Origin of the sequence: Thalassobacillus devorans MSP14 (assembly GCF_000496835.1) — a bacterium.
Taxonomy (GTDB): Bacteria; Bacillota; Bacilli; order Bacillales; family Halobacillaceae; genus Thalassobacillus; species Thalassobacillus devorans_B.
The window spans coordinates 432,351-448,933 of sequence record NZ_KI543237.1; the positions used below are offsets into that span (position 1 = coordinate 432,351).

Annotated in this window: 17 protein-coding genes; 7 read left to right on the forward strand and 10 right to left on the reverse strand. The window is 43.7% G+C overall.

All coding sequences use genetic code 11. The features are described from left to right. Position 1: 1 nt before the first annotated feature. The 5 genes from P855_RS0112535 (at position 2) to P855_RS20920 (ending at position 4,796) form a co-directional block, all read left to right on the forward strand. Positions 2–1,837, forward strand: coding sequence for a diol dehydratase reactivase subunit alpha (locus tag P855_RS0112535; protein WP_028783897.1), 1,836 nt, complete (start codon positions 2–4; stop codon positions 1,835–1,837). Next, on the forward strand, positions 1,837–2,169 hold the full coding sequence (locus tag P855_RS0112540) for a glycerol dehydratase reactivase beta/small subunit family protein (RefSeq protein WP_051353202.1): 333 nt from the start codon (positions 1,837–1,839) through the stop codon (positions 2,167–2,169). The genes P855_RS0112535 and P855_RS0112540 overlap by 1 nt, the downstream gene beginning before the upstream one ends. A 16-nt stretch (positions 2,170–2,185) precedes the next feature. Next, entirely contained in the window at positions 2,186–2,614 is a 429-nt protein-coding gene (locus tag P855_RS0112545) for a GlcG/HbpS family heme-binding protein (protein ID WP_028783899.1), read from the forward strand. Between the two features lie 98 nt (positions 2,615–2,712). Next, the gene (locus tag P855_RS0112550; RefSeq protein ID WP_084315694.1) at positions 2,713–4,020 is read left to right on the forward strand and encodes a PocR ligand-binding domain-containing protein; all 1,308 of its coding nucleotides are present in this window, start codon (positions 2,713–2,715) and stop codon (positions 4,018–4,020) included. Between the two features lie 14 nt (positions 4,021–4,034). Next, positions 4,035–4,796, forward strand: coding sequence for a response regulator transcription factor (locus P855_RS20920; RefSeq protein ID WP_051353203.1), 762 nt, complete (start codon positions 4,035–4,037; stop codon positions 4,794–4,796). 96 nt (positions 4,797–4,892) lie between these two features. Here the strand turns inward: P855_RS20920 and dhaM are convergent, their stop codons facing one another. The 5 genes from dhaM to P855_RS0112580 form a co-directional block, all read right to left on the reverse strand. After that, the gene (gene dhaM, locus P855_RS0112560) at positions 4,893–5,264 is read right to left on the reverse strand and encodes a dihydroxyacetone kinase phosphoryl donor subunit DhaM (RefSeq protein WP_028783901.1); all 372 of its coding nucleotides are present in this window, start codon (positions 5,262–5,264) and stop codon (positions 4,893–4,895) included. Positions 5,265–5,267: 3 nt separating this feature from the next. After that, entirely contained in the window at positions 5,268–5,888 is a 621-nt protein-coding gene (gene dhaL, locus P855_RS0112565) for a dihydroxyacetone kinase subunit DhaL (RefSeq protein WP_028783902.1), read from the reverse strand. A gap of 24 nt (positions 5,889–5,912) precedes the next feature. Continuing rightward, positions 5,913–6,893 (reverse strand): dihydroxyacetone kinase subunit DhaK, encoded by a 981-nt coding sequence (dhaK, locus tag P855_RS0112570; RefSeq protein WP_028783903.1) that lies wholly within the window; start codon positions 6,891–6,893, stop codon positions 5,913–5,915. Between the two features lie 63 nt (positions 6,894–6,956). After that, positions 6,957–8,450, reverse strand: coding sequence for a glycerol kinase GlpK (glpK, locus tag P855_RS0112575; RefSeq protein WP_028783904.1), 1,494 nt, complete (start codon positions 8,448–8,450; stop codon positions 6,957–6,959). Between the two features lie 20 nt (positions 8,451–8,470). Next, on the reverse strand, positions 8,471–9,310 hold the full coding sequence (locus P855_RS0112580; protein WP_028783905.1) for an MIP/aquaporin family protein: 840 nt from the start codon (positions 9,308–9,310) through the stop codon (positions 8,471–8,473). Between the two features lie 422 nt (positions 9,311–9,732). Here P855_RS0112580 and P855_RS0112585 point away from each other — a divergent pair, with 422 nt between their 5' ends. Further along, a complete protein-coding gene (locus P855_RS0112585) occupies positions 9,733–10,596 on the forward strand; it encodes an SDR family oxidoreductase (protein WP_028783906.1) in 864 nt (287 codons plus the stop codon). Between the two features lie 56 nt (positions 10,597–10,652). Here the strand turns inward: P855_RS0112585 and P855_RS0112590 are convergent, their stop codons facing one another. The 5 genes from P855_RS0112590 to P855_RS0112610 form a co-directional block, all read right to left on the reverse strand. Continuing rightward, positions 10,653–11,756, reverse strand: coding sequence for an NADH:flavin oxidoreductase (locus P855_RS0112590; protein WP_028783907.1), 1,104 nt, complete (start codon positions 11,754–11,756; stop codon positions 10,653–10,655). Between the two features lie 297 nt (positions 11,757–12,053). Further along, on the reverse strand, positions 12,054–12,323 hold the full coding sequence (locus tag P855_RS22100; protein ID WP_152526235.1) for a hypothetical protein: 270 nt from the start codon (positions 12,321–12,323) through the stop codon (positions 12,054–12,056). 158 nt (positions 12,324–12,481) lie between these two features. After that, positions 12,482–13,333 (reverse strand): chemotaxis protein, encoded by an 852-nt coding sequence (locus P855_RS0112600; protein ID WP_028783909.1) that lies wholly within the window; start codon positions 13,331–13,333, stop codon positions 12,482–12,484. A gap of 270 nt (positions 13,334–13,603) precedes the next feature. Continuing rightward, positions 13,604–13,993: an aspartate 1-decarboxylase gene (gene panD, locus P855_RS0112605; protein ID WP_028783910.1), complete on the reverse strand. Its 390-nt coding sequence runs from the start codon at positions 13,991–13,993 to the stop codon at positions 13,604–13,606. A 78-nt stretch (positions 13,994–14,071) separates the two neighbouring features. After that, complete coding sequence (locus tag P855_RS0112610; RefSeq protein WP_028783911.1) at positions 14,072–14,521, reverse strand: VanZ family protein; 450 nt, start codon at positions 14,519–14,521, stop codon at positions 14,072–14,074. Positions 14,522–14,948: 427 nt separating this feature from the next. Here P855_RS0112610 and P855_RS0112615 point away from each other — a divergent pair, with 427 nt between their 5' ends. Next, a complete protein-coding gene (locus P855_RS0112615; RefSeq protein WP_028783912.1) occupies positions 14,949–16,547 on the forward strand; it encodes a DUF2334 domain-containing protein in 1,599 nt (532 codons plus the stop codon). The last annotated feature ends 36 nt before the right edge of the window (positions 16,548–16,583 follow it).

A 16,583-nucleotide genomic window follows, 5' to 3' on the forward strand; every position in this document is an offset into this window, starting at 1 on the left:
ATTGGATAAATTTTTGGCTGGCGTAGACATCGGCAATTCATCTACAGAAGTAGCGATTGCAAAAGTACAGGGGACACAGCTTCATTTTGTTTCCCAATACTTAGTTAAAACGACAGGTATAAAAGGAACGATAGACAATGTCAAGGGTATCCGCTTTGCTTTAACGGAAGCCGCGAAGAAGGCCGAGATCCATTTTCATGATATTGAGCTGATTCGTCTGAATGATGCTGTTCCGGTCATTGGAGACTTAGCTATGGATCTTATAAGTGAAACGATCATAACCGAATCCTCAATGATCGGTCATAACCCGGATACACCTGGTGGAGCAGGGTTGGGAATAGGTACCACCATCTTAATTGACCAGCTGGAAAAAGTTGAAAAATCAGATAAGGAGTTTATCGTTGTAGTACCTAATCCATTCGATTATGAAATCGTCGCCCATCTGATTAACAGAGCTATGGATCAAGGAACTGCTATTACCGGAGCGGTTGTACAAAAAGACGATGGCGTGCTGATCCACAACCGCTTGAACAAAAAAATTCCTATTGTGGATGAAGTTGCTCTCATTGAAAAAGTTCCACTATCTAAATTGGCTGCCGTCGAAGTTGCTTTGCCAGGACATGTCATACGTACATTGAGCAATCCCTATGGGCTTGCTACCGTCTTCGACCTGGATTCAGACCAGACGAAACAAATCTCTTTAGTGGCTAAAGCATTAGTCGGCAACCGATCCGCTGTAGTGATTCGAACTCCCCAGGGTGAAGTAGTCGAACGGAAAATCGAAGCAGGAAAAGTTTTTTTAAAAGGCTCGAATAATCAGCAGCTTAGTGTTTCCATTAATGATGGAGCTGAAACCTTGATGCAAACGTATGAAAAGCTCGAAAGTTTGATCGATGTCCAGGGAGAAACAGGGACAAATGTCGGCGGAATGTTCAATGGACTGCGGCAAGACCTTTCCTTGCTTACTGATCAATCCCCTGAAGAAATCAAAATCTCTGACTTCCTGGCTGTTGATGCAGTTATTCCTACTTCCATCAGTGGATCGATGGCCGGTGAGCTTTCCATGGAGAGCGGCGTCGCTTTAGCATCCATGGTAAAAACAGATCGTATTCCTGTCGAAAGAGTAGCTGCTCAATTAAAAAAAGATACAGGCATACCAGTAGAAGTCGGCGGGATAGAAGCAGAAATGGCAATACGTGGAGCTCTGACCACCCCTGGCACAGGAAAGCCTATTGTGATACTTGATATGGGCGGTGGTTCAACGGATGCGGCTATGATGACAGAAACAGGAAAACTCACATCGACCCACCTGGCAGGTGCTGGTGACATGGTTACGATGCTTATTAATTCTGAACTGGCACTGGAAAATCTGGAACTAGCTGAAAAAATCAAAAAGAATCCTCTAGGAAAAGTGGTCAGTCTGTTTCATATGCAACTGGAAGACGGGACCACGTTGTTTTCTGACACTCCTTTCCCCCCCTACACATTCGGAAGAGTTGTGATTCGGGAAGAAAAGGAACTGACTCCTATATCATCAAAAGCATCCATGGAAAAAATCAGAGATATTCGCCGTAGTGCGAAGCGAAGGGTTTTCGTTACCAATGCCTTACGCTCTCTTAAAAAAATCCTGCCGACAGGTAATTTAAAACATATTTCTTCTGTAGTAATGCTTGGAGGATCTGCATTAGACTTTGAAATACCACAAATGATTACGGAAGAACTGGGTAAGTATGGAATCGTTGCCGGCTTCGCCAATATTCGTGGATCAGAAGGCCCCCGAAATGCAGTTGCTACCGGCCTGGTACTTTCTTCTATCCATAAAGAGGTATTAAGATAATGAATAATCAGAAAGTTTATATTACAATTTTTTATGCACGTACCCTCCCTTCTGTACAAATTAAAGAAGTGGTTGCAGGATTGGAGGAAGAAGGAGTCCCTTTTTTACTACAAAAAAGCGATCCATCCATTAACTTTATTGAACTTGGATGGAATGCTGCAATGAGTTCACCTTTGCAAGTAGGCATAGGTATTGATCAGCATCATCACATTTGTGTGCACCATCAGAAGTTGAATCAGACACACCCATATTTGAAAAATACGCTTCAAAATGGACGAAAGTTTGGCCAATATGCTGCTCGTATAGTAAAAGGGCTGCCATTATATTATTGATAAAGGAGAATCCCATATGGATCAAATTAATTTAGAAATAGCAAAAAAGCTGATTGATAAATCAGAGAAAGAAGCTGAACAAATCGGAGTCCCTATGGTAATCAGTATCGTTGATGCTGGGGGCAATTTAATAGCCTGTCATCGCATGGATGACGCACTCCTGGTAAGTGTGGATATTGCACAAAATAAAGCATGGACTTCAGTAGCAATGAAAATGCCAACGGCAGAATTAGCTGAATCAGCAGGAGCGGGAAAAGACCTTTACGGTATTAATACTACCAATAATGGCCGGGTTGTCGTATTCGGAGGCGGCATTCCGTTAAAAAAGGATGATAGAATCATTGGAGCAGTAGGTGTAAGCGGCGGAGCGGTTGATCAGGATATACGAGTGGCCCAGGCAGCGGTAGATATATTAGAAGAATCCATAGCATTTTCCAGTCAATGACGAAGAATCTTAAAATCTAAAAAATTATTTTAACCCCTCAAGGATCCGTTAATCTTTTTTCCGATCCTAAGGGGTTTTATTATGGTCACCACCATTTTATGTTAGCGCTTGCAAAAAGAATCATATATAATAAGATTCAAGAAAAAATCCCACAAAATGGAGAAGAAAAAGGAGGCAGGCTGTTGAGTGTATTGACTTTACGTAACGTTGTGGATGTAGAAATCCTTCAGGAAATACAGGAACGGTTCTCAGAGGCAACAGGCTTTGCTGTTATCATTGCAGATGATGATGGCGTCCCTGTTACAGAACCTACTAATTTCACAAGTTTTTGTACGCAGATACGCTCTTCTGCTGAAGGCTCACACCGTTGTATCCTTTCTGATAAAAAAGTAGGTTTGATGGCAGCAGAACAAGGTAAAGCAGTCAGACATTACTGTCACTCCGGATTAGTAGATATGGCAGCGCCTATTGTCCTAAATGGAAAATATCTTGGATCTGTTCTATGCGGCCAGGTTTTAATTGAAGGTCAGGATGAAAATGTAATAACTGATATACGAGAGAAAATGAAATCTTTACCAATTGACCAAAATCTCCTAAAGCTATTCCTTGAAAAAATTGAATTTACCAGTGAGCAACGGATCCAATCTGCTACTGGCATGCTGCAGCTTGTTGCTAATTACATTATTAAATTTGGTGCTGATCAAATTGCCCAAGAAGAAGTAAACAGAAAAAATCAAATGTTGATGAAAGAAATGAAGCTTCGTTCCAAGTTGGAAAATCTTCTTCAAGAGGCACAACTGAAAATATTACAATCACAGATCAACCCGCACTTCTTATTCAATACACTCAACACCCTGTCTCGCCTTGCTTATTTAGAAAACGCGGAGCAAACCCAGCACCTGACCTACTCTTTAGCCAAAATAATGAGATACAGTCTCAGAAATATAGATCAACTTGTTACTTTGAAAGAGGAGTTAGAATACACCGGAAATTATTTGAATATTCAGCAATACCGTTTTCAAAACCGAATCCAATTTGAGCAAACAATAGCGATTGATACAGAAACCATTAAATTGCCCATACTTACCATTCAACCTATTATAGAAAATGCTATCATACATGGTTTTGAGCCACAGGATGGAAGTGTAGTCATAAAAATTCATGGGTATTTAGATAATAACCATTTTATATTGGAAATTGCTGATACAGGAGCAGGGATGACTGAGGAAAAATTGTCTACTATTTTTTCTGAAACAAACAGCAGCAAAAAGAGTCATACTACAGGAATCGGTTTGAATAATGTCCATAAAAGAATACAGTATTACTTTGGGGAAGATCATGGCATTACAGCAATTAACAGCAGGCTCGGAGACGGCACAACAGTCCGTATTGTAATACCAGTTTAGGAGGCATTTTCACTTTGAAGGTATTGGTTGCAGATGATGAACAATTAGAACGTAAAGTGCTTAAATTGATAATAAAAAAGGAAAACCTGGATATAAGTCAAGTGTACACCGCAGAAAATGGAGCTGAAGCTATTAAGCAAGTAAGGAAGGAGAGCATCGACCTTCTCCTGATGGATATTAAAATGCCTGTAATGGACGGCTTAATGGCAGCAAAAATAATAAAAAGAGACTTTCCAGACTGCCGCATCATCTTTCTAACTGCGTACGATGAGTTCGACTTTGCCTATCAGTCTATAAAATTAGGAGTGGAGGACTACCTGTTAAAACCAGCACAGCCAAGTGAGGTCAAAAAAGCATTAATGAAATATATCCCCGAAGCTAATCACCCGCTTCCAATTACGTTAGAAGATTCTTGTTCTCATGTACAAAGTGTAATCAATTATATTGAAGAAAACCTCCACCTGAATATAAGCATTGAAACGTTAGCTGAATTTGTCCACCTTAGTAGTCAATATTTAAGCCGGCTGTTTAAACAAGAAACTGGTTTTACAATCACGCAGTATATAACAATAAAAAGATTGGATAAAGCAAAAGAATATTTAAGAAGCAATCAGAACACCGTGATGGAAATAAGCGAGAAATGCGGATTCACCGATTCGAATTATTTTGCTCGAGTATTTAAAAAATACGAAGGAATCACCCCTACACAATATCAGCATCAGTCTCTTATGACTAGAAAGAAAAAAATGAATTCCTTTAATAATTTTGTAATGTAAATTTTGGCAATAAATATTATAAAGCAAAAAACAGGCATAGCAGGAATTTCATTCCCCTTATGCCTGTTACACTTATATTCTCAAGGCAAATTAAAATCAAAACTCTTTTTCTAATGCCTTCACAATTTCCTTAAGCGATTTTCCCATGCTCGCTTCCACAGCCGCCAGATAAGCACCTTCCAATACAGGAGCTTCCGCCAGATGAACGTTTTCCAACTCCAGCATTTCGATTGCCATCTCGGCATTCATTTTAGCACTTCCCAGATCATAAAACATAACTACACCCTGATCGTTATGGACATGCTGGATAGCTGCCTGGATTTTCTCAAGGCTGGTGCCGATTTCGCCATCTTCCAGCCCGCCTGCCGCTTCGACTGCAACCTTTCCAACTGCCTGATCCACGATTTCTTTAATGCCTTCGGCTGCTTTTTCACTGTGTGATATCACGACGATTCCTACGTTAGCCATGTCTTATCCTTCCCCTTCGAGCGTTTCTGCCAATGCAGCAAATAGATAATAAGAAGAGACGGAGCCAGGATCCAGGTGTCCTTTGGAACGCTCTTTCAAATAAGCAGCTCTTCCTTTTGTCGCCACAATATCTTTCGTAGCTTCCATCGCTGACTCTGCAGTGTCACGGAGTACCCCGGCTTCCACAGTCTGGGCCTCGTTCATCTTTTCAACAACAGGAGCCCAGACGTCGATCATCGTCTTTTCTCCTTCTTCTGCTTTCCCACGCTGCTTGATGCCGGCAAGCGCATCTTCCAATGCTTCTACAAACGTCTTATCATCTACCTCCGCTTCGCCTTTTACGGCCATCGACATTTTCAAAAGAGCAGTACCGAACAATGGACCGGATGCTCCTCCTACTTTTGACATCAATGTCATGGCGCTTTCTTTCCATACGTCGGCAACCTGCTCGTAGTCATTATTGCCAAGTTTATTCATTACCGCATCAAATCCTCGGGCCATGTTGATGCCATGGTCACCATCACCGATCGCCTGATCCAGTGAGCTGAGGTAATCCTTGTTATCTTGTATTTTTTGGTTGGCTTTTGTCATCCAGTCTATCGCCAGATCGGCTGTAAATTTCACAATAAACTCCTCCTTCTATCCCCTTTAAAATGCCGGTGCGGTCGTCGGACTATCCAGTAATTCCTTCATATCGGCGTCCAATTTCAGCAGTGTCACAGAGCATCCCGCCATTTCCAATGATGTCATGTATTCACCAACGAAAGTCTTATGTGTATTTATTCCTTTTTCCTGTAAAATCGCCTGGACTTTTCGATTAACCAGCTGAAGCTCCATTTCAGGAGTAGCACCCATGCCATTTACCATCACGGCAACGTCATCCGACTCGGCCAATTCCATGTCAGCAAGAATATGATCCATTAATTCAGCAGCAATATCATCGGCAGAACCGAGCGGTTTACGTTCGGTTCCAGGCTCGCCATGGATGCCGATACCAATCTCCATTTCATCGTCATCGAGCTCAAATCCAGGCTTGCCGGACGCCGGCATGATACAAGGTGTCAAAGCAACGCCCATCGACCTGACATTCGCGATCACTTTTTCGGCTGCTGCTTTAACTTCCTCCAGGGACGCTCCTGCCTCTGCTTTTGCCCCTGCGATTTTATGAACAAAGATAGTACCGGCGACCCCTCTGCGACCATCTCTCTCTTCGATGGCCACATCATCCTTGACAATCACCTGCGCCACATCGATACCTTCTGCTTCCGCCATTTCAGCAGCCATCTCAAAGTTCATGACATCCCCACTGTAATTTTTAATGACAAGCAACACCCCGGAGCCCCCATCGACCGCCTTGATCGCTTCAAATACCTGGTCCGGAGTTGGAGAAGTGAAAACTTCGCCAGCTACAGCAGCATCAAGCATCCCCTTACCTATGTAGCCGGCATGGGCTGGTTCATGGCCACTGCCCCCACCGCTGACAATACCTACCTTATTTTGAACAGGAGCATCTTTTTTTGTTACAACGGTAGTATCAGGTATCCGCTTGATTTGGTCCGGGTATGCGGCAACTACTCCATCCAGCATTTCGGTTACAACTTGATTCGGATCGTTGATGATTTTCTTCATATGAATACTCCTCCTATTAAATCAGGCACCTCTTATTAACAAAAGGTGCCTGTCATTATTGGTTTACTTGAATTCGCGGGTGGCCGCGACAGCTTTTTTCCATCCATTATAGAGTTCTTCCTGCTTGCTTTCTTCCATTTCCCCTTCAAATGTCCGGTCATTTTTCCACTGCTGCTTGATTTCATTTTTATCTTTCCAGTAGCCGACAGCAAGACCGGCAAGGTAAGCGGCACCTAGCGCTGTGGTTTCCTGTACAACTGGCCGCTCGACTGGAACGCCTAGGATATCACTCTGGAACTGCATCAGGAAGTTATTTTTAACTGCCCCGCCATCGACGCGTAATGTTTTCAAATCGATGTTTGAATCGGCGATCATCGCATCGAGTACGTCTTTGGTCTGGTAAGCCAGCGATTCCAAAGTTGCGCGGACAAAATGTTCTTTTGAAGTACCACGTGTCAAACCGAATACCGCTCCACGGGCATCAGAATCCCAGTAAGGAGTACCGAGCCCGACAAACGCAGGCACAAGATAGACACCATCTGTGGAATCAATCGAAGCAGCCAGGCTTTCGGTTTCCGGTGCATTATCAATCAGCTTCAGACCGTCACGCAGCCACTGAATGGCAGATCCGGCAACAAAGATACTTCCTTCTAACGCATATTCCACTTTTCCATCCAGTCCCCAGGCTAATGTGGTCAACAGGCCATGCTCGGATTTTACCCCTTTATCTCCTGTATTCATCAGCATGAAACAACCCGTACCATAAGTGTTTTTCGCCATGCCTTCGTCAAAACATGCCTGGCCGAATAAGGCAGCCTGCTGGTCACCGGCGATACCGGCAATCGGTACTTCATGACCGAAGAAATGATAATCGACAGTTTTCCCATAAACTTCAGAGGACTGTTTTACTTCCGGCAGCATGCTCTTTGGCACAGCCAGAATATCTAGCAGCTCATCGTCCCATTTCAAATCATAGATATTGAACATCAGCGTACGGGAGGCGTTGGAATAATCGGTGATATGGGCCTTACCGCCAGTCAGCTTATAGACGATCCACGTATCCATCGTTCCGAACAACAGGTCACCATTATCTGCTTTTTCACGTGCACCTTCCACGTTATCTAAGATCCATTTTACCTTGGTCCCGGAAAAATAAGGATCGAGCAGCAGTCCGGTTTTGTCGCGGAACAGGTCATTATGCCCTTGTTCACGTAGGTCCTTACAGATCCCTTCCGTTTGACGGGATTGCCAGACGATGGCTTTAGAAATTGGTTTGCCCGTGTTTTTATCCCACACCACTGTCGTTTCGCGCTGGTTGGTGATTCCGATACCAGCAACCTGGCTCGGATCAATATCCGTTTTTCGTAACACATCAGCGATACAAGCGAGAACAGACGTCCAGATTTCATTGGCATCATGCTCCACCCAGCCTGGTTTCGGGAAAAACTGTTCGAACTCTTTTTGCCCGGTACCCACAATAGTCCCGGTTTCGTCGAATAAAATCGCTCTGGAGCTTGTCGTACCCTGGTCGATTGACAAAATGTATTTCTTTTCCATGATAACACTCTCCCCTTCTATTAATTTACCTGTCCTATTTTCTTTTCGACACGATCGGCCGCAGTCCTCTCTTTTTTCACTTCAGACATCGCCGCCGCGACGAGAATAACTGCCATGATGGCACTTAAAACCCAGAATAATGCAGAAAATTCTCCTAAAAACATGGCCCGATAGAATACCGCTCCATAAATACCGCCGATAGCCGGACCGACTACAGGAATCCAGGCATAGCCCCAATCGGATGCTCCTTTACCCGGTATCGGCAGGAACGCGTGTGCAAGCCTCGGCCCAAGGTCACGTGCCGGGTTGATCGCATATCCAGTCGTTCCACCGAGTGACATACCAATCGCTACAATCAAAGCACCGACGATCATTGGATTTAGTCCTTCCGTAAATTCGTTGGCTCCAATGAACATCAGTCCCATAACCAGCACAAACGTACCGATAATTTCACTTACCAGGTTGGAAAAAGGGCTGCGTACTGCCGGATCTGTAGAAAATACAGCAAGCTTCGCTCCCTGGTCTTCCGTCTTCCTCCAATGCGGCAAATAGTTTAAGAATACAATAACCCCGCCGATAAATGCCCCAATCATTTGAGCTGTAATATACATGGGAACTTTCGCCCACGGAAATTCACCGACAGCTGCAAACCCCAGCGTAACTGCCGGGTTGATGTGAGCACCCGAGAATTGCCCGACCGCATACACCGCCATCGCAACAGCAAGTCCCCAGCCAATCGTAATGACTACCCATCCTGACCCTTCAGCCTTGGAATCTTTTAAAACGACGCCCCCCACAACACCTCCGCCAAAAATGATCAGAATCATCGTACCTATGATTTCTGCTAAAAACTCAGACATGCCAGCACACTCCTTTTTAAGTTGGATTTAACAGGAACAAAAAAGACCCACACTTCCAGCCCGCACTTCCCCCCAGGGAAAGTACTTGCTCAGTGTGAGTCTCCATGTCTCCGTCACTTAGTTAACTTGTTATCTATTAACCTAACCTATCATGAAAGCGTTGTCAATGATTTTCACAAAATAGTTTTGAGTTTGTAATCTGTTTTTAACAAAACATCCCTTAAACTTCTATGTATTTCCTTTTAATGATTCTTTGGGTAGCTGAATCAAAACCGTCTAGTCTGCAATAATACCCGTCCAGTACCAGTTGCACATTGTTTGGAATAACCTCTATTTTCACAAAACGCTAAATGGACCAGGTGGTTAAATATGGATAATCAGGGCACCCTAACCCATAACTCACTACATAGGAGGTCATAGCCATGCCGAATAAAAAGAAGGAAATACAACCTAAGCAGCACCAGGACCGACAGCCCGGCTTTGAATATGAAATGAAGCCACAGCCGGAATATGTAAATAACGCTTATATAGGCAGCGGAAAGTTAAGTGGAAAAGTCGCCGTCATTACCGGTGGTGACAGCGGGATTGGAAGAGCGGTCAGTCTGTATTTTGCCAAAGAAGGTGCTGATGTTGCGATTCTTTATTTGAATGAACAGGAAGATGCTGACAAGACAAAACAACTTGTGGAAGCGGAGGGTAGAAAATGCGAATTGATTACTGGGGATATTGGAGACCCGGCCCATTGCGAATCTTCCGTTACACAAGTCGTCCATACAATGGGAAAAATCGATATCCTTGTGAATAACGCAGCCATCCAGTATCCGAAAGCGAATTTTCTCGACATTACCAATGAGCAGATGGCAGAAACGTTTCGTGTGAATTTCTTTTCTTATTTTTATATGACGAAAGCCGTCCTGCCTCATATGAAAAAAGGCAGCACGATCATCAACACCTCTTCTGTAACAGCTTACGAAGGAAACGAACAGCTGATAGATTACGCGTCAACCAAGGGGGCCATTACTGCTTTCACCCGCTCTCTGGCAAAGTCATTAGTCGGGAAAGGCATCCGTGTCAACGGCGTTGCGCCTGGTCCGATTTGGACACCTCTTATTCCGGCCAGTTTCGATAAACAGAAAGTGGCAGAATTCGGTTCCGATAATCCGATGGGACGACCAGGACAGCCACGGGAGCTCGCTCCCGCTTATGTCTATTTAGCCAGTGATGACTCAAGCTACGTAACCGGTCAGATGATCCATATAAACGGCGGCATTCCCGTGAATGGATAGACAGTTGAACACCCCGGGACATCCATTATCTGGATGTCCCGGGGTGCAGCCTAACATTAATATAATTTTTTAAGTGATTCCTTATCAAATGGCAATAAATCGTCTACTCTGCCATCACGTACTTTTTTCACCCATTCAGGATCCATTAATAGAGAACGGCCGATCGCTACAAGGTCAAACTCTTCCTTATCAAGCTTTTCCAACAGACCGTCAAGGCTGGTGGTTTTGGCGCCCTGAAAGCTGGTGAATTCCCCATCAAGTCCGACAGAGCCCACAGAAATTACCGGCTTCCCAGTCAATTTCTTTGTCCAGCCAGCCAAATTAAGGTTCGATCCTTCAAATTCGGGCTCCCAGAAACGGCGGGTGGAACAATGAAAAATATCTACGCCTGCATCAACCAGGGGCTGCAGAAAATCTTGAAGCTCCTGCGGGTTATTAGCAAGTTTCGCTTGGTAATCATTCATTTTCCATTGGGAAAAGCGGAAAATGATCGGAAAGTCTGGTCCAACTTCACGCCTGCACGCTTCTATTATTTCAACTGCAAAACGTGTGCGTGCAATGAGATCGCCGCCATATTGATCGGTACGCTGATTTGTTTGTTCCCAGAAGAATTGATCAATCAAATAACCATGTGCGCCGTGGAGTTCAATCCCGTCAAAACCAATACGTTTTGCGTCAGCTGCCGACTGTGCATATGCTTCAACCAGATCAGTAATCTCCTCTTCAGTTAGCGGCTCCGTTACTTTATCACCGTCTAAATTTAATCCAGAAGGGCCTACAGGATCTGCTTCTTCATTAGGCAGGTCTCCCTTTTTGCGGGTCATCCCGACATGCCAAAGCTGAGGCACAATCTTACCGCCAGCTTCATGAACCTCTTCCACCACTTGAGCCCAGCCGTTCAAAGCAGCTTCTCCATAAAAAACAGGAATACTGGCACCTGAAACTGAAGCCGGGTGATTGATTCCGGTTCCTTCCGTTACAATTAAACCGACTTCATTTTCCGCACGACGCCGGTAATAGGCAGCTACATCCTCTCCCGGTACTCCACCTGGTGAAAACCCACGCGTCATCGGCGCCATCACCGTACGGTTGGGCAGATTTAGTTTTTCACTTTGGAATGGCCTGAATAATGCTTCGGTAGTTAAGTTTGTATGATTCAAATCATTTCCTCCTTATCTTAAACACACTATGTATTATTTCAAATTGGATAATTGAAGGAAAATCATCTGTTTGGAAAAACGTATTTCATCTGGCATCACCTTAATTCTAAGGTTTTCATTATCATTTCAGGACTTTCCGCTCAGAAAACTACTAATTAAGCCTCTGATGAATGATAGCTTTTTTTGTTAAACTGCAAATAAGAAGACAGCAATTACCAGACCTCCCCCTACACTGGCCGCTGTCTTCTTATTTTAATACTTACAATTTGAGAACCGACGGACCTGCGCAGGTAAGAATTACTCCGCGAGATGTCCGTTGCTTTCTTTGATTATTGATGCGACTCGGTCATAATCCTCTTCACTTATATCCGCAGTCAGTACTTGTCTTTGATGATTATCCTTTTCTTCTCTCGGTGAAAAAATTCCCTGTAAAAGATCGGTCATTTCACTGTTTTCCTCAGGTATCGGTTCTACGGAAACACGATCTGCTCTTAACGCCTGCAGCTTCGCCCTGACACCTTCCGCCTGGTCCTCGTTTTGAAAATACGCCTGGATTCTTTTCATCATCAATAGCCTCCTGTCATTGTTATACCACTTATCTTCCCCATTCTTCCTTCCCTTAACACTTATAATACCCATTATCTGGAGGACCTGGGGTATAAAATAAAACACCCCGGAGCCCTCCAAATTCTGGAGGACCCGGGGTAACGACTTCAAGGCTGTCATCATTGATTAATTTCCTGCCATGTACGTACTAATCCATCCACCATCTTGTCAATCACAGCATTTTCTTCATCGTACTGATGATGGGAAAGGGGATTCCAGCTGGTCAGCGCACCTCCTGCATTGACCTGGATGTCTTCCGTTACCGCTGCCTGGTATTGTTCGTTCAGGTTTTTCAGCGGGTATGCGAGGATATCGTCTTTATCGTAAAAATTCAGCCATTCTCCCTTCACTTCTGGATGATGGTGGTGAAGGTTAGGTGCGGGCACCTGGATTGGCAATCCAAAACCGCCGAAGCGGAGTGACCACAAAGCCATGGGGCTGCCCATCGTGTAGAAATTAGCCAGGGTTTCGCCGTTTTCCAGTGGGGTGTTCTTAATACGACGCCATGTCCGGGTGCCGATATTCGACTGTTTCACTTGGAGATCATAAAAATAGTTGCTGGCAATAACTGAACCCAGACTGTGGCTGATGACACATAATGGCGCGTCCTTCCCCGCTTTTTCTTCTATGTGACTCAGCGTTGCCGCTAGAAGCTCATGCACTTTATCATAATTATTATCATCGACAGATGCAGGCTGGTAGGCGATCGCATCAGCAAGGAATTCGACAGTAAAGCCCCGGAGCCGCTGATAATCGAGATCCGTATCCATATGTACCCGCTCCCACAGCCGCTCTTGCTCTGCTGCGAAAATTTTTGACCACCACACTGGTTCAAACACCAACGCTCCTTCTGCTTGAGCTCCAGCTTTTTTCCTGAACCGTTCTGTTATTTTTTTAATGATTTCTACGGCAAAATCGTCACCTGGCGTTCCTGCGCCATGTAATATCATTACTGCTATTTTATTTGTCATGGACTTTCCTCCTCAACCGGGGAGTTTCATATATAATTTCACTAGTATAAGATGATTTTAACTGATTTTCTGAAGTTAAGGCAAAGTTGCGTTTATTTTTTTCTAGTATGTTGAATGACCCCTCTTAATTTCTCCGTAATTTGTAGTGGGGAGTACTGTGTTGACCGTCCTGCCTATTACAGATATTCTCTCGAGGGATCACCATCTTCCACTCATTACAAGCTTTAATTAAAAGGGACATGGAATAACCCATGCCCCTTTTTTCGATATTTATTTAACACCTTCCGGCCAATGAAGGTCATGTTCTTCCACAGAAGTAATCGCATTCGCTCCATCGACAAACACGACCCTTGGTCTTAACGTTTCAATTTCTTCATCGGTCATTTGCGCCATGCTCAAAATGATGACGATGTCTCCTGGTGAGAACAAATGAGCTGGTGGTCCATTCAGACAAATTCTCCCCGAGCCCTCTGGAGCAGGAATCGCATACGTTTTCCATCTCGTCGCATTCTTCAGACTGGTCACCTGGACCATTTCGTACGGCTTGATATCGGCTTCTTTCATTAACTTTTGATCGATAGTTATACTTCCGACATAATCCAGTTCTGCCTCTGTTACGGTTGCACGATGTATTTTTCCTTTGCACATCAATCGCTGCATGGAACTCTCCTCCTTTGTTGATACTACAACCGTATAACAATCTATTAAAATATTCAAAATATGCATCCTGCATTTTCACTAATCTTCTAATCCAATAAAAGTAACAACCCTATTCATTTTTTCCTGCAAAGGTTCGTCGAACGTAACAAAAGGTCTCTCATTAAGGTAAAGCAAACCAATGAATAAAGGAATCAGAACGATAAAATAGAGACCAGGATATTTGAGGTGACTACGGTTTCGGATGATAAAAAATAATAGAAGCGGCACCAGTAAGCCGACGGTTACTCCTGCCATGTTCGCAATAGCATCGAACAACTCCGCACTCCGGGCTGGTGCAAAATATTGCCTGTATTCCTCTACTATTCCAACAATGACCAAAGCCATCCAAAGCGTGCCTGCCCTGCGATATATGGTCTGTCGATCAGATACCAATACTAAAATCATGCCACACAGTAAAGATACTAAAGCAAAACTAATCACATGAAGCTGTTTGTCTACTCCAAATATCAATTGGTAGTCCCACTGCACTCCCATCACCCTCTCTATCACTAGCTTTACCAGTGATAGAGTTCCATAGACCTGTGTAAGGAAAGTTTTATTCATATTGTGAAAAAAGCCCCGGTGACGTCAATTGTCTACCCTGTGATACTCTTTATAAAAGTCGGCGTACATCCTAAAGGTACTTATGTAGCGAACGTGTAAGTTGCCGAACTGTATTTTTTCATTATACGATTCGGTCTGCTGATTAATGTGTTATTTTATTATGTTTCTCTCCTATTATTTTTCCTGCTTCCTACACGGTATAACGAACGATGGAAAACCTGGAGTTATATGTTAATTTATAGAAATCTTATTTGCGCTGGCCACTTGTATTTTGACTGAATATGTTGTATCGTTCTATTTAAAGAACGACACTTTCGTTATAACACTACTAAAATTGAAAGGAGGCAAGTGATTGAAACGACTGAAGAAACTTATTTGCTGCTTCTATCTTTGTCTGGCAATACTGTATGTCCCCTGGAGCTTTTCGTACGTTTATGCTGAAGTAAATGCCAGCCAGGAACCTGTCATAACCGTTGTATATTCTTCACCAGACAACAAAATCGGAGAACATCAAAGAAGTCTCGACATGCTGCTCAGTCATTTCAGTCAACCAGTTACGTTTATAAATGCATCCGACCTGGAGGAATCGGACCTCAACTCCACGACACACCTTTTTTACTACGGCCAAGTGAAGGATGAATTACCTGCTGAGGCGGTTAATATCCTGAATCAATTTAAAGGTACTAAAGTTGTCATCGGCTACAACCAGGAACAGTTTACCGATTTTGAATTTGTAAAGGGCAATGGGGAACCAGGGGTAAGCAAACTAACGTTAACCTCCCAGGAAAAAGAAATCCAACTTCCTGAAGACCACCAAATTTTTAATGTAAAAGACAGTAATGTCACCCATACGTGGATCTCCGCTCAGGGGAAGAATGAGTCCTATCCATTATTCATCCAAAATCAATCCAACTACTATTATGCTGACTATAACCTTGCCATTTCCGATGCAATCCTGTTAGGCGAAGTGCTGCATGAAGTGTTTGATGTCGAACACCAAAACATCCATCCTGCTGCGATGCGGCTGGAAGACGTCAATCCTTTACTTGATCCTGATTTATTAAGCCAATCTGCAAATGTCCTGTTTGAAAAAGGAATTCCTTTCATGGTATCTGTCACACCCATCTATAAAGACCCCGCCACCGGTGAAAATTATTATTTATCAGATTCGCCTGGACTGGTGTCAGTCCTTCAACACTTGCAGCAGAAGGGCGCAACTATTCTTCTCCACGGCTATACAGATCAATCAGCCCTGGGAAAGTCAGGGGACGGTTTCGAATTTTGGAGTCCTAACGACACTTCAGAAAAAAAGGACAAAACATACGTCAAGAATCGAATTAAAAAAGGAATCATCGAGTTACAAAAGAACGGTCTGAATCCTTATGCGTTTGAAACACCCCATTATGCTATTTCACAAGAAGGCTACGAGGCAGTGGCAGATTTTTTCCCTACTTACATTGGACAACTGCAGCTCTCAAACGAAAACTGGAAACACATGGAGGAATCACCTTTTCTGACCCGGCCATCCTTTATCCATGGCATGCAACTGTTGCCAGAAACTTTACGCTACATTCAGGATGGTGAACCTCACTCGATCACCGACGTGATGTCACGTGCAGAACATTTATCATTAGCGAGAGACAGTGTGATGAGTGCCTTCTACCATCCCTACTTAGGCGCTGAAGGATTAGAAGAAATGTTGGAGTATATGACAACAATTCCAAATCTCGATTGGATAGACCTTGCTGCTGTCGGCGATCCTGCCCCTTATTTAAATGACACAGAGACCGGTACTCAAAGACTATCGCAGGTAGACTCAGCGCGAATAACTGATTATCTATTCCTTATGAATCCATTGTGGCTGCCACTGTTAGTGGGTGGAGTAACTGCCGGATTGATGCTGCTGGTTTCTTACCTTTTGGCAATAAAGATAAGGCACGAGGAAAAATGACAGCATCTCTTTTTTTAACAATACGTTCTTAATAAA